At 72.2% G+C, this 13766-nt stretch carries 9 protein-coding genes, 2 tRNA genes and 1 other RNA gene; 8 read left to right on the top strand and 4 right to left on the bottom strand.

What is annotated here, in order from left to right; all coding sequences use genetic code 11:
• Positions 1–7 precede the first annotated feature (7 nt).
• Together ACYBSK_RS36450 and ACYBSK_RS36445 are read left to right on the top strand one after the other, a co-directional pair.
• Positions 8–1366, top strand: coding sequence for an AAA family ATPase (locus ACYBSK_RS36450; RefSeq protein WP_460244637.1), 1359 nt, complete (start codon positions 8–10; stop codon positions 1364–1366).
• Entirely contained in the window at positions 1363–2118 is a 756-nt protein-coding gene (locus ACYBSK_RS36445) for an HNH endonuclease (protein WP_460244636.1), read from the top strand. Before ACYBSK_RS36450 ends, ACYBSK_RS36445 begins: the two co-directional genes overlap by 4 nt.
• Before the next feature lie 123 nt (positions 2119–2241).
• On the opposite strand, the gene ACYBSK_RS36440 is transcribed toward ACYBSK_RS36445, so the two are convergent.
• A tRNA-Ser gene (locus tag ACYBSK_RS36440) sits at positions 2242–2326 on the bottom strand.
• A gap of 121 nt (positions 2327–2447) precedes the next feature.
• On the opposite strand from ACYBSK_RS36440, the gene ffs reads away from it, so the two are divergent.
• The 6 genes from ffs (at position 2448) to ACYBSK_RS36410 (ending at position 11713) form a co-directional block, all read left to right on the top strand.
• Positions 2448–2542: signal recognition particle sRNA small type (ffs, locus tag ACYBSK_RS36435), an RNA gene on the top strand.
• 93 nt (positions 2543–2635) lie between these two features.
• Positions 2636–4882: a DNA polymerase III subunit gamma and tau gene (locus ACYBSK_RS36430; RefSeq protein ID WP_460244635.1), complete on the top strand. Its 2247-nt coding sequence runs from the start codon at positions 2636–2638 to the stop codon at positions 4880–4882.
• A 511-nt stretch (positions 4883–5393) separates the two neighbouring features.
• Positions 5394–6653: a phosphoribosylamine--glycine ligase gene (gene purD / locus ACYBSK_RS36425; RefSeq protein ID WP_460244634.1), complete on the top strand. Its 1260-nt coding sequence runs from the start codon at positions 5394–5396 to the stop codon at positions 6651–6653.
• A gap of 405 nt (positions 6654–7058) precedes the next feature.
• On the top strand, positions 7059–8909 hold the full coding sequence (locus tag ACYBSK_RS36420) for a hypothetical protein (protein WP_460247169.1): 1851 nt from the start codon (positions 7059–7061) through the stop codon (positions 8907–8909).
• Positions 8910–9184: 275 nt separating this feature from the next.
• Positions 9185–10672: a N,N-dimethylformamidase beta subunit family domain-containing protein gene (locus tag ACYBSK_RS36415; protein WP_457481496.1), complete on the top strand. Its 1488-nt coding sequence runs from the start codon at positions 9185–9187 to the stop codon at positions 10670–10672.
• Positions 10673–10807: 135 nt separating this feature from the next.
• Positions 10808–11713: a phosphoribosylaminoimidazolesuccinocarboxamide synthase gene (locus ACYBSK_RS36410; RefSeq protein ID WP_460244633.1), complete on the top strand. Its 906-nt coding sequence runs from the start codon at positions 10808–10810 to the stop codon at positions 11711–11713.
• Between the two features lie 56 nt (positions 11714–11769).
• Here the strand turns inward: ACYBSK_RS36410 and ACYBSK_RS36405 are convergent.
• The 3 genes from ACYBSK_RS36405 to ACYBSK_RS36395 all read right to left on the bottom strand — a co-directional run bounded on the left by ACYBSK_RS36405 (position 11770) and on the right by ACYBSK_RS36395 (position 13760).
• Positions 11770–11845: transfer RNA gene (locus ACYBSK_RS36405), tRNA-Gly, on the bottom strand.
• A gap of 44 nt (positions 11846–11889) precedes the next feature.
• On the bottom strand, positions 11890–12498 hold the full coding sequence (locus tag ACYBSK_RS36400) for a response regulator (protein ID WP_457481494.1): 609 nt from the start codon (positions 12496–12498) through the stop codon (positions 11890–11892).
• Positions 12495–13760: a sensor histidine kinase gene (locus ACYBSK_RS36395; RefSeq protein ID WP_460244632.1), complete on the bottom strand. Its 1266-nt coding sequence runs from the start codon at positions 13758–13760 to the stop codon at positions 12495–12497. Before ACYBSK_RS36395 ends, ACYBSK_RS36400 begins: the two co-directional genes overlap by 4 nt.
• Positions 13761–13766 lie beyond the last annotated feature (6 nt).

The raw sequence follows: 13766 nt of genomic DNA, 5'->3' as shown, positions 1-13766 counted from the left end.
TAGTCCGGTGTACGTGACGAGGCTCCGGCTCGACGGCGTGCGTGGGTTCCACGGCGCTCGTGCGTGCGACCTCGACTTCACGCGCCCGGATGGGAGCTTTGCCGGCTGGACCGTCCTTGCCGGTCGTAACGGCTCGGGCAAGTCGACTCTGCTGAGATGCATCGCTTTTGCCCTGGCCGGCCCAGAGCGTGCCAGCCGCTTGGACGGGGAGGTCGAGGACTACCTCACCCACGGTCAGGCCCAGGGCGGTCTTGAACTGTCCTTGCTTGTGGACGCAGCGGCCGATCTAGGCGCTCCCACGTCGGCTTCAGTACGCACGGTGAAAATGGCATGGGGGCCGGGCAGGGAGCCTCTCAATGCGGAAGACGCACCCCCGACGCACGTCCGGTTCCTCGCGGATGCAGGGGCCAAGGCGGCCAGGCTGTTGTGGTCTTCCTCGCCACCGACAGGTTGGTTCCACGCTGCATATGGTCCCTTCCGTCGCCTCAGTGGCACCGGCCTCTTTGAGCAGGACCGTCAGACCCCAGACAGGGTCGAAGCGGTGCGCACCCTCTTCCAGGAGGAGTCGGCACTCACTGAATCGGTCACCTGGCTTGTCGATCTCCATACGCGCAAGCTCGAAGGTGAGGCTGGCGCCCGAGGGGTGCTGGAATCGGTACTCGAGCTTCTGAACGACGAATTGCTGCCGGGAGGCTTCTGCGTCGAGAAGGTCACATCTCGCGGCCTTTGGCTTCGCCGGGCAGACGGCGAGGGGCCCCTCGTTCTCCAGCGACGGATGAGTGACGGCCTGCGCACTGTGACCGCACTGGTTCTGGACGTCGTACGGCAGATGCATGCCGCCTACGGTGCGTTGCAACTATGCCGAGACGATCGTGGTCGGCCATATCTGCCACACCAGGGCGTCGTCCTCATCGATGAGGTGGACGCGCACCTTCATGTTTCCTGGCAGCAACGCATCGGCGAGTGGTTCAAGAAGCACTTCCCCGCGGTTCAGTTCATCGTCACCACCCACAGTCCGTATGTCTGTCAAGCCGCGGATCCTCGTGGTCTCGTGCGACTGCCAGGCCCCGGTGAGCAGGCCCCTCCGGAAGTCGTCGATGAGAAGGAGTACGGGACGATCGTCTACGGCACCGGCGACGACGCTGTCCTGTCGGACTTCTTCGGTCTGGAGTCGCCGTTCTCCCGCCGTGCCGAAGAGCTCAGGGAAGAGCTTGCCGACCTGGAGTACGAGGTTGCGGCCGGGGATGCTGATCCCGACGCAGTACGCCGGTTCCGTACTCTGCGCCGGACTCTGGCCAGTTCGCAGGCGACCTATGTTGAGGACTCCAGCCTGCGAGCCAGGAGACGGGAGAGCGGCGGCTCGTGATCAAGGTTGTGCGGCCAAGGCTCTCCACCGAGCTGGAAGCGTCTCTGCTCGTTCTGTCACAGGAGATGGCCAACACTCCGATCGCGGAACGCGACAAGCATGCTGAGCGAATGTGGGACCGCAAAACCGTTCGGCGTGACGTGTACCCGCTAGTCCGTGGTGCCCTGGAGGCGATGGCTCCTGGCATTGACTGCTGCATGTACTGCGGCAATCACATGGCCGATCAAGTGGATCACTTCGTACCCAAGTCCCGCTGTGCTCTGCGGACCTTCCACTGGCCCAACCTGCTGCTGGCCTGCTCCACCTGCAACACGCGCTTCAAGCGCGATAAGCACCGCGGCGATGGGCTCGTCGGCTCGCTGCTCATAGATCCGACCCGCGAGGACCCCTTTGAGCATCTGGATCTCGGGCTCTCAAGCGGCGTGTACCGACCTGTGGAGCGCTCAACGAAGGGGCAGTGGACGATCGAGGTCTGCGGTTTGAATGAGGGGAAACGGCCTCGAGTCAGGGCTGCAGCCTGGATCAATCTGATCGACGACCTGCAGGGCTGGGCTCAAGCGAGGGCTGCCGGCGACGCGAAGAACATGCGACGCAAGATCAACCGCATGCGCAATCAGCCATTCGCCGATGTCTGTCACGCCGCGTTGCGTAAGGCCGTGTCAGATGAGGCGCCGAGGATCTTTGCGGTTGAGGAGCCGGGCGTGCTCGCTCTCCTCCGGGACGACGAGCTTCGGGCCGCCTTCGCATCCTGAGCCGCCCCAGTGACCGGCCACGCTGGCTGGTCGCGCCAACTGAGACCAAAACTGAGACCACCCAACGACGAAGGGCCCGGCCGCTGAGCGGTCGGACCCTTCATCTGCCCTGGTGGGCAAGTGCGGAGGATACGAGATTCGAACTCGTGAGGGGTTGCCCCCAACACGCTTTCCAAGCGTGCGCCCTAGGCCACTAGGCGAATCCTCCGCCGCAAACAATACAAGACGCTGAGGGGTGCTCGCGACCATGTTCGGGATCAAGATCATCGGCCGGTCGGAGGCGGGACCTCCGGGTTCTTTCCGCGGTGGGGGATCGGGTACTGTTGGCGTCAGCCCCTCACGTGGCGCTATCTGACTGAACTCCCCCAGGGCCGGAAGGCAGCAAGGGTAGGTCGGCTCTGGCGGGTGCGTGGGGGGCGTCTGCGTTTCCGGGGCGGCGGTCGGCGCCGCGTGGGCGGAACGTGCCGATACCCGTGGGCGGGTCCTGTTGTCAGTGGGCGCCTATAACCTCGTATGCGTGTCGTCTCTCGCGCTGTACCGCCGTTATCGCCCGGAGTCGTTCGCCGAGGTCATCGGGCAGGAGCATGTAACCGACCCGTTGCAGCAGGCGCTGCGGAACAACCGGGTCAATCACGCGTACCTGTTCTCGGGTCCGCGCGGCTGCGGCAAGACGACCAGCGCGCGCATCCTGGCCCGCTGTCTCAACTGTGAGCAGGGTCCCACCCCGACGCCGTGCGGGGAGTGCCAGTCGTGCCAGGACCTCGCGCGCAACGGACCGGGCTCGATCGACGTCATCGAGATCGACGCGGCGTCGCACGGTGGTGTGGACGACGCCCGTGACCTGCGGGAGAAGGCCTTCTTCGGCCCGGCGAGCAGCCGCTACAAGATCTACATCATCGACGAGGCCCACATGGTCACCTCGGCGGGGTTCAACGCGCTGCTGAAGGTGGTCGAGGAGCCGCCGGAGCACCTCAAGTTCATCTTCGCGACGACCGAGCCCGAGAAGGTCATCGGGACGATCCGGTCGCGTACGCACCACTACCCGTTCCGGCTCGTGCCGCCGGGGACGCTGCGGGACTACCTGGGCGAGGTCTGCGGCAAGGAGGCCATGTCCGTCGAGGAGGGCGTGCTGCCGCTCGTCGTGCGGGCCGGCGCGGGGTCGGTGCGTGACTCCATGTCCGTCATGGACCAGCTCCTCGCCGGGGCCGGCGAGGACGGTGTGACGTATGCCATGGCGACGGGCCTGCTCGGATACACGGACGGTTCGCTGCTCGACTCCGTCGTCGAGGCGTTCGCCACCGGTGACGGCGCCGCGGCCTTCGAGGTCGTCGACCGCGTCATCGAGGGCGGAAACGACCCGCGGCGCTTCGTGGCCGACCTGCTGGAGCGGCTGCGCGACCTCGTGATCCTCGCCGCCGTGCCCGACGCCGCCGAGAAGGGGCTCATCGACGCCCCGGCCGACGTCGTGGAGCGGATGCAGGCGCAGGCCTCGACCTTCGGTGCCGCCGAGCTCAGCCGCGCCGCCGACCTCGTCAACGAGGGGCTCACCGAGATGCGCGGCGCCAACGCGCCGCGCCTCCAGCTGGAGCTGATCTGCGCGCGCGTGCTGCTGCCCGCCGCGTACGACGACGAGCGTTCGGTCATGGCCCGCCTCGACCGCATCGAGCGCGGGGGCGTCTTCACGCCGGGCGGGCAGGGGGCGGCGCCTGCGATGGCGTACGTTCCCGGGCCCGACGCCCACGCACCGGTGCCGCAGGGGCAGCCCCCGATGCAGGCTCAGCCGCCGGTCGAGCCCGGTGGTGGCCCGGCGGCGGCGCGGGCCGCGGTGCGCGGGGCGGCGCCGGGCGGCGGCCCGGCCGCGGCTCAGGCCCCGCAGGCTCCCGCGGCTCCGGTGGCACAGGCGCCCGCCCCGGCGCCCGCGCCCACTCCTGCTCCCGCTCCGGCCGCGGAGGCTCAGCCCGCCCCGGCAGCCTCGGCCCCCGGCTCGTGGCCGACCGCCTCCCCGGCAGGCGGTGGTGGCGGTGGCGGGCGTCGGCCCGGCGGATGGCCCACGGCCGCGGCGGCCGGTTCCGGCCCCGCGCCCTCCCCGGCCGCCCCGCAGACACCGGCTCCGGGCCCGGCCCCGCAGCAGCAGGCACCCGCGCCCGCCCCCGCCGCACCGGCGCCCGTGGGCGGCCCGGACCCCCGGACGCTCTGGCCGAACATCCTGGAGGCGGTCAAGAACAAGCGCCGCTTCACGTGGATCCTGCTCAGTCAGAACGCGCAGGTGACGGGCTTCGACGGCGCCACGCTCCAGCTCGGCTTCGTGAACGCGGGAGCCCGGGACAACTTCGCGAGCAGTGGCAGCGAGGACGTACTCAAGGCGGCCCTGTCCGAGCAGTTCAACGTGCACTGGAAGATCGACGCGGTCGTCGACGCCTCCGGCGGAGGCGGCGCCCCGCCCGCCCCGGGCGGCGGCTACGGCGGTGGCGGTGGCGGTGGCGGCTATGGCGGAGGCGGTTACGCACCCGCCCCGGCCTCGGCCCCCGCACCTCCGGCCCACTCCGCGCCGTCGTCCCCGCAGCCCGCGTCCTCCGGACCGGCCCCCGCCCCCGCTCCGGAGCCGGCCCCCGCGCCTCAGGAGCCGCCCCGCCGCTCGGTGTCGGTGGAGGACGACATCCCGGAGGACGACGATCCGGACCTGGACGAGAAGTCCCTGTCGGGCCACGACCTGATCGTCCGGGAACTGGGCGCGACGGTGGTCGAGGAGTTCACGAACGAGTAGCGGCCGTCCCCCGGCGCAGGGCGATCCCCGCCCCCGAACCGGCCGGCCACCACCGACGTCACCGGACAGCCCCAGCCCCTGCCGCCGGGCAGACGGCCCCCTGCTCCAGACAGTTCCCCGCCCGTGCCGCCGGGCCGTCCCCGCACCCGCCGCCGGGCAGACGGCCGCCCCCGGACGGGCAGGCGGCTGCCCAGCCAGACGGCCACCACCTACGGGACAGTCCCCGGCCCGCCGCTGGACGCCCCCGCCGCGGGCAGGCGGCCGTCGCTACTCCGGACACCCCCGGCGGGCAGGCCACCGCCTACGCGCCGAACGGTCCCTGCCCCCCCCGGCACCGTCCAGCCCCCCCCACCCGCCGGGCAGACGGCCATCCCCGCACCGCCCCGTACCGCCCCGCACCGCCCCGCCCAGGCGGCCGCCACCAAGGCTGGAGGAACGCACAAAGCCGTGCCGGTCACGCCTTGGACGGCCCGTACAAGAGCATCCCGTCCGGGCGGATAGGCTGACCGGCGTGAAGGTCCTCGTCATCGGCAGCGGCGCCCGCGAACACGCCCTGTGCCGCTCAATGTCCCTCGACCCCGACGTCACCGCCCTGCACTGCGCTCCCGGCAACGCAGGCATCGCCGAGGTCGCCGAGCTGCACGCGGTCGACGCCCTCGACGGCGCGGCGGTCACCGCCCTCGCCCGGAAGCTGGAGGCCGACCTCGTCGTCGTCGGCCCCGAGGCCCCGCTGGTCGCCGGTGTCGCCGACGCGGTCCGCGCCGCGGGCATCCCGGTCTTCGGCCCGTCCGGAGAGGCCGCCCAGCTGGAGGGCTCCAAGGCGTTCGCCAAGGACGTCATGGCCGGCGCCGGTGTCCCCACGGCCCGCTCGTACGTCTGCACCAGCCCCGCCGAGATCGACGAGGCGCTCGACGCGTTCGGCGCCCCGTACGTCGTCAAGGACGACGGTCTCGCCGCGGGCAAGGGCGTCGTCGTGACCGACGACATCGAGAAGGCCCGCGCCCACGCCAACGCGTGCGAGCGCGTCGTCATCGAGGAGTTCCTCGACGGCCCCGAGGTCTCGCTCTTCGCGATCACCGACGGCACCACCGTCGTCCCGCTCCAGCCCGCGCAGGACTTCAAGCGCGCGCTCGACAACGACGAGGGCCCCAACACCGGCGGCATGGGCGCCTACTCGCCGCTGCCGTGGGCGGACCCGAAGCTGGTCCAGGAAGTCCTCGACACGGTGCTCCAGCCGACGGTCGACGAGATGAAGCGCCGCGGCACCCCGTTCTCCGGGCTGCTCTACGCCGGTCTCGCGATCACCAGCCGCGGCGTCCGCGTCATCGAGTTCAACGCCCGCTTCGGCGACCCCGAGACGCAGGTCGTCCTCGCCCGCCTCAAGACCCCGCTCACCGGCGTCCTGCTGGCGTCGGCCAACGGCACGCTGGCCGATCTCGAACCGCTGCGCTGGAGCGAGGACGCGGCCGTCACCGTCGTCGTCGCCTCCCACAACTACCCCGACACCCCGCGCACCGGCGACCCGATCACCGGGCTCGACACGGTGGCCGCGCAGGACGCCCCGCACGCGTACGTGCTGCACGCCGGCACCAAGCGCGACGCAGAGAGCGGCGCGGTGCTCAGCGCGGGCGGCCGCGTGCTGTCCGTCACCGCGGTCGGCGACGACCTCACGCAGGCCCGCGAGCGCGCGTACGCGGCCGTGGACCGCATCGGTCTCGACGGCTCGCAGCACCGCACGGACATCGCCGCGAAGGCCGCTTCCGGCCACTGAGGGCCATCGAGACCCGCTGACGGGCGCCCACGCCCACGCCGATACCGACGCCGATACGGACGTCGATACGGGCACCGATTCCGACACCGCCGGACAGGCCACACCCTCGCCTGTCCGGCGCTCGATGTCATCTACCTCTACCCAAAGCCATTCCATCGAGTGACCGATGGCCCATCCGGCTGACGAGGCCGGAACCCCCAACTAGGGTGCGGCGCACGGAGTTAGGGCACCTGCGCCGACCGTGCGGAACCAGACGGACCACCGGCATTGCGATGTCAGTGGCGGGTGCCATTGTGGGGGAGTGAGCAACGCCACCAGAGCTCTGCCGTGGGTCTCGGCCCCCGGCTGGGCACCAGGCAAGGGCAGCAGGGGGTGACATCGGTCGTGTCCGGTACGGGTGTGGAGATGGGCGCGCAGGCAGCGCGCTCCCGAGCCCTCGCGGTGCTGCGCATCCGCAGCAGGGCGACGGCCCTCGCGCTGCTTCCCGCGGCCGCCTCCGTGGTGCTGCTCGCGGGTGGCTCCACGGGGCATCTGGCGGGCGGCGGCTGGGACGTCGCGCGCGCGGTCGTGAGCGCCGTCGCCGTCGTGGTGCTCCTCGCGGCCGCGGCCGTCGCCCTCGTCGTGGCGCGCGCCCGCCCGGCGCTCAGCCCTACGGTGCCGATCGCCGAGGAGACCGCCCCTGACCTGTACCGGATGGTGCGCGACCTGGCCGACCGGCTCGACGTGCCGGTGCCCTCGGCGATAGCGCTCACCCCGGACTGCGACAGCTGGCTCGAGGACCGTACGCACCCGGCCCACGGCCCGCCCGCGCGCCGCGAGCAGAACGACCAGGGCGCTCAGAGCGGCAAGACCGCCCAAGGAGCGCAGGGAACCCAGGGAGCGCAGGGAACCACGGGAGCCCACGGACGACCCGGTCCGGCCGGTGGCGCCGCCGCCGACCCCAAGGCCCCCGCCGCACCCGTCCTCGTCATCGGCTCCCCGTTCCTGTGGTGGATGCGGGTGGGCGAGCTGCGCGCCGTCCTCGCCCCGGTCGTCGCCGGTACGGGACCTTCGGCGCACCCCGACATAGCGGCCGCCCGGCGCTTCGTGCGCGGCCTGGACGCGGCGGTGGCGGTCTCCTCCGCCGGTGGCCGGGGACCGCTGGCGCGCGTGGTGCTCGGCGGCGTCGGCCGGGTCGCCCGGCTGCTGCTCACCGGCTGCCGGGTGCACGCCGCCGAGATGGAGCGCGGCGTCGCCGCGGCGGCGGCCGAGCGGGCGCAGGCGGTGGACTACGGACTGCGGATCGTGGCGCAGGAGCAGGTCGGGCTGGCGTACGCGGGCTGGGACCGGCTGCTGACCCGGGTGGCGCTGCCGGCCTGGCGGATGGGGCGGTGGCCGTCCCGGCTCGACGCGGGCGTGGTCGCGGCGCTGACCGAGCTGTCCCGGCGGGACCGGCTGGCCGCGCAGAACGGGGCGTTCGCCTCCCGGCTGGGCGAGCGGCCCGCGTGCGATCTGCTGGAGGAGCCGGGGACCGTGGACGAGGCGGCGTCGCTGCTGGCCGCGCGGCTCTTCCACGGAGGGCCGGCGGAGCGGGGGCCCGACTGGGCGCCGGTGGACTGGCAGGAGTATCCGGACGAGGTCGTGGACCGCAAGTGGCGGACGGACGCGGCGCGGTTGCACCGGGTGCTCGACACGTTGGGCGTCCGGGTGCCCTCCGGGGTGGGCGAGGGGCCGACGCTGGCCCGCGTCCTGGACCACCTCGCGGTGGCCCCCGACACGGCGCGGCCGCCCGTGCCCGGACCGCCCGGACCCGGCCCGGACGACGCGGAGGAGGGGCCCGGCGCGGACGACGACGCGGTGGACGAGGACCTGGAGCCCACCCACCTCGACGCCCTCTCCGCGACCCTCGCCGCCGAAGTGGCCCGCGAGGAGAGCGCGAAGCCCGCGCCGGACGTGCCGGTGGCCGGGCAGGGGCCGGACGGGGCGCTGTGGGACGAAGGGGCGCTGCCCCTGTTCCCGCTGCAACCCCCGCGCAGCGGACGGGAGTTGCTGGCCGACCACGTCACGGCGATGGTCTGCTGCGCCGCCGTGGACACGGCGGGTGCCGCCCCGGGCCTGGACTGGCTGGACGGCCCCTCGCTGCTGGTCGGCGGGGAGCGCGCCGCGGACCTGGCGCCCCGCGTGCTGAGCCTGGTCGAGGACGGCGACGTGGAGCCGCTCAAGGACTGGCTCACCCACCAGAACATCCGCCCCGAAAAGCCGATCCGCCTCGTCTGACACCCCGCCCCGGGGAGTGCCCGGGAACCCGGCGCCGCCCGCCCACCTGCACTCTCCGTCACCCGCACCCGCCGCCCCCCATCCCCCGCAACCCGGAGGGAACCGTTCCACTCTCGTCAATTCGCGACGAACGGTGACGGAGTGCGTGCGTTATGTGATGTGCTGGGACCGGTCGCGGACAAGGGGCCGCGAGTGTGGGCTCGGGGGAGCGAGGGAGGGGAGCTGCCATGGGGCCGGACAGCGCGGGGCACCAAGAAGATGTAGCGCACAAGGACATGCCCCCGCCCCGCCCGCGCACGACCCGCTGGGAGTCGGGCGCGATGGCGCACGCCGTCACCGACCCCTTCGGCCAGGGCCCGCTCCCCTGGCTGCGCGGCAGCGAGCACTACTTCGACGACACCGGCCAGGTCGTCCCCTGGTACATCGACCACGCCTCGCACCCCGGCGCCCAGGGCATCCCGACGCCCCGCACCGGCGGCCCCCGCACCGCCGACGACGTGCACCGCCAGATCAAGGGCTTCACCTCGACCGGCGCCGCCGCACCCGGCGAGGCGATCGACTTCCACGTCACCGTGGACCCGCCCCAGCAGTTCACCGTGGACGTCTACCGCATCGGCCACTACGGCGGCGACGGCGCCAGCAAGATCACTACGAGCCCGCGCCTGTCCGGCATCGTCCAGCCGCCCCCGCTCACCGCGGACCGCACGGTCTCCTGCCACCACTGGTGGCTGTCATGGCGCCTTCAGATCCCCTCGTACTGGAACGTCGGCGCGTACGTCGCCGTCCTCACCACGCTCGACGGCTACCGCTCGCACATCCCGTTCACGGTCCGCGACGACGAGCCCGCCGACCTGCTGCTCCTGCTCCCGGACATCACCTGGCAGGCGTACAACCTGTACCCGGAGGACGGGCGGACGGGCGCCAGCCTCTATCACGCGTGGGACGAGGACGGCCGGCTGCTCGGCGAGAGCGAGGCCGCGATCACGGTCTCCTTCGACCGCCCGTACGCGGGCGCGGGCCTGCCCCTGCACGTCGGGCACGCGTACGACTTCATCCGCTGGGCGGAGCGGTACGGGTACGACCTCGCGTACGCCGACGCCCGCGATCTGCACGCGGGCCGCATCGACCCGACGCGCTACCGGGGCCTGGTCTTCCCCGGCCACGACGAGTACTGGTCGGCGAACATGCGCCGCACGACGGAGCTGGCGCGGGAGAACGGGACGTCGCTCGTCTTCCTCTCCGCCAACACCATGTACTGGCAGGTGGAGCTGGGCCCGTCCCCGTCCGGCGTGGCCGACCGGCTGCTGACCTGCCGCAAGCGCAGAGGCCCCGGAAAGCCCACGCTGTGGCGGGAGATCGACAAGCCGGAGCAGCAGCTCATGGGCATCCAGTACGCGGGCCGGGTCCCCGAGCCGCACCCCTTGATCGTGCGCAACGCGGACCACTGGCTGTGGGAGGCGACGGGGGCGCACGAGGGCGACGAGATAGAGGGCCTGGTGGCCGGCGAGGCGGACCGCTACTTCCCGCGCACCTCCCTGCCCGAGCACCAGGACCGCATCCTGCTCGCGCACTCCCCGTACCGCGATGGCGACATGGCCCGCCGCCACCAGGAGACATCGTTGTACCGGGCGCCGTCCGGAGCACTGGTCTTCGCGTCCGGGACGTTCGCATGGTCCCCGGCCCTGGACCGCCCCGGCCACGTGGACCCGCGTATCCAGCGCGCCACGGCGAATCTCCTCGACCGCATCTGCAAACGCGACTGACGCGACCGGCGACCCGACTGGCGAGGCGACCGGCGACGAGACCGAGCCCACAGCGCGCCGACTCGCCCCGTGGCCAAAACCCGCCCCCACGTACGGGAGAATCGGGGTACTCGTACAGACCCACGGGGAGGAACCATGTCCGGATTCGTCGAAAAGCCCGAGCCTGTTCAGGTGCCGGGCCTGGTGCATCTCCACACCGGCAAGGTGCGCGACCTGTACCGGAACGAGGCGGGCGACCTCGTCATGGTCGCCACCGACCGCATCTCGGCCTACGACTGGGTGCTGCCCACGCCGATCCCTGACAAGGGCAAGGTCCTCACGCAGCTGTCCCTGTGGTGGTTCGACCAGCTCCAGGACCTGATCCCGAACCACGTGATCTCGCAGGAGCTGCCCGAGGGCGCCCCCGCCGACTGGGCGGGCCGCACCCTCGTGTGCCAGAGCCTCGACATGGTCCCGGTCGAGGCCGTGGCCCGCGGCTACCTCACCGGCTCCGGGCTCGTCGAGTACAACGAGTCGCGCACGGTCTGCGGCCTCGCCCTCCCCGAGGGCCTGGAGGACGGCTCCGAGCTGCCCGCCCCGATCTTCACGCCCGCCACGAAGGCCGAGGTCGGCGAGCACGACGAGAACGTCAGCTACGAGGAGGTGGCCCGCCAGGTCGGCGCGGAGACCGCCGCCGCGCTGCGCCAGTCCACCCTCGCCGTCTACAGCCGGGCCCGGGACATCGCGCGCGAGCGCGGCATCATCCTCGCGGACACGAAGTTCGAGTTCGGCTTCGACAAGGACGGCTCGCTGATCCTCGCCGACGAGGTGCTGACCCCGGACTCCTCCCGCTTCTGGCCCGCCGACCAGTGGCAGCCGGGCCGCGCCCAGCCGTCCTACGACAAGCAGTTCGTGCGGGACTGGCTGACCTCGCCGGCCTCCGGCTGGGACCGCAGGAGCGAGCAGCCGCCGCCCGCGCTCCCGGACGAGGTCGTCTCCGCGACCCGCGCCAAGTACATCGAGGCGTACGAGCTGCTGACGGGCACGCCCTGGAACGCGTAGCGAGCATGCGGCAACGAGTAAGGCCCCGGTCAGAGGAGGACCGGGGCCTTACTTACTGGAGCGAACGACGAGGTTCGAACTCGCGACCTCAACCTTGGCAAGGTTGCGCTCTACCAACTGAGCTACGTTCGCAAGCGCCGCTTGCGCGGTGCCGCTGCGCCGTGGCGCGACGCCAACTATACCCAACCTCGCTCGCGGGCGAGACGCACCGCCGCGTGCCGGTTCTCGGCGCCGAGCTTCGAGACGGCCGACGACAGATAGTTCCGGACCGTCCCCTGGGACAGCGCGGCCCGCTCGGAGATCTCCGAGACGGGTGCGCCGTCCGCCGCGAGTTCCAGCACCTCGGCCTCGCGCGCGGTCAGCGGCGAGTCCCCGGCGGAGATCGCGTCGGCGGCCAACTCCGGGTCCACGTAACGGTTTCCGGCGTGCACGGTGCGGATGATCTCGGCGAGCCGCTGCGCGCTCACCGTCTTCGGCACGAAGCCGCGCACACCCGCCGCGAGGGCCCGTTTCAGGTGGCCGGGGCGCCCGTGACTGGTCACGATCATGGTGCGGCAGCCGGGCAGTTCGTCCCGGATCGATGTGGCCACACTCACACCGTCGGCGCCGGGCATCTGGAGATCGAGCACGGCGACGTCCGGCTCGTGCGCCCGCGCCATGGCGAGCGCCTCGGGACCGCTCGCCGCCTCCGCGACCACGACGAGGTCGTCCTCAAGGGCGAGCAGTGCGGCGAGCGCGCCACGGATGAGGTGCTCGTCGTCGGCGAGCAGGACCCGCAGCGTCATCGGGCGGCCTCCGCCGCTTCCTCCGCCGCCTCCCGTGCGTCCGCTGCCGCCAACGGCACCTTCGCCACCACCCGGAACACCCGCTCCCGCACCATTCCCGCCTCCAACTCCCCGTTCACCGCGGCCAGTCGCTCCCGGAGCCCCGCGAGCCCCGAACCGCCCTTGGCGCTCGGCGCACCGCCCCGCGCCCCGTCGTTCTCCACCGTCAGCACGACCTCCTCCGGCCCGGTCACCAGCTCCACCCGGCACGACGTCGCGTCGCCGTGCCGCAGTACGTTCGTCGTGGCCTCCCGCACCACCCAGCCGAGCGCCGACTGTGTCCGCGGCGGCAGTCCGGCCGTGGACCCGGTGACCGTGCACTCGATCCCGGCGGCGCCCAACACGCCGCGCGCACCGGCCAGTTCGGCGCCGAGGTCGGCCGCGCGGTAGCCCCGTACGACCTCGCGGACCTCCTTCTGCGACTCCTGCGCGATGCGCTGCACCTCGGTCATCTGCGCCACCGCGTCCTCGGTCCGCCCCCGCCGCGCCAACTGCACCGCGAGCTCGCTCTTGAGCGCCACGACGGACAGGTTGCGCCCCATCACATCGTGCAGATCCCGCCCGAACCGCAACCGCTCCTCGGCGACGGCGAGCCGCGCCTCGGTCTCGCGGGAGCGTTCGGAGTCCCACATGACGGAGAGGTTCCAGGCGCTGCACCGCGCGGTCATCATGGAGAAGGGGCCGGTCACGGCCAGCAGCGCGGCGCCGCCCATGGCCTGGCCCGGTGTCGCCCCGGCGAGCGCGAAGACCCCGCCCATCACCACGCTCGCCGCGAGCCAGCGCCGCAGCGCCGTCCGCGGCGGCGTCGTCAGCGTGTATGCGAATCCGAACGGCACCGGCACGAACAGCAGCGGCAGCATCAGCACCGCCGATTCCTTCTTCGCCCCGTTCACGGCGTCCACCGCGAAGAGCGCGGTGACGAGGGCCAGGCCGATGCCGACGAGCACGGCGGCCGCGACATCCTGCCGCCGTGGCACGGGGCCACGCCCCAAGTACTGGTCGAGGGCGGACCCGACGTGCCAGTACGCCACCACGCACTGGAGCACGCCCACGATGAGGAGGGCGAGCCCCAGAACGTACGCGACCGGGTAGCTCCGGAAGGCGAAGAGAAGCGGGCCCGCCGACCAGCCGAGCAGCAGGAACCAGTGGATGCAGCGCAGCGTGACCCGGCTCTGGAGCTCGACCCGCTCCACCTTGCTCCGCTCGCGCCAGCGAACCCGCACGTCGTC

The organism is Streptomyces sp. BYX5S (assembly GCF_054724165.1).
Note: the sequence above shows the minus strand (reverse complement) of the source record. Positions and strands in the feature narration are given on the sequence as shown.

Excerpts from the sequence above, each read along its gene's own strand:
- ACYBSK_RS36415 (WP_457481496.1), top strand. The coding sequence starts at position 9,185 with ATGCCCCCGCCCCGCCCGCGCACGACCCGCTGGGAGTCGGGCGCGATG.
- ACYBSK_RS36410 (WP_460244633.1), top strand. The coding sequence starts at position 10,808 with ATGTCCGGATTCGTCGAAAAGCCCGAGCCTGTTCAGGTGCCGGGCCTG.
- ACYBSK_RS36420 (WP_460247169.1), top strand. The coding sequence starts at position 7,059 with ATGGGCGCGCAGGCAGCGCGCTCCCGAGCCCTCGCGGTGCTGCGCATC.
- ACYBSK_RS36400 (WP_457481494.1), bottom strand. The coding sequence starts at position 12,498 with ATGACGCTGCGGGTCCTGCTCGCCGACGACGAGCACCTCATCCGTGGC.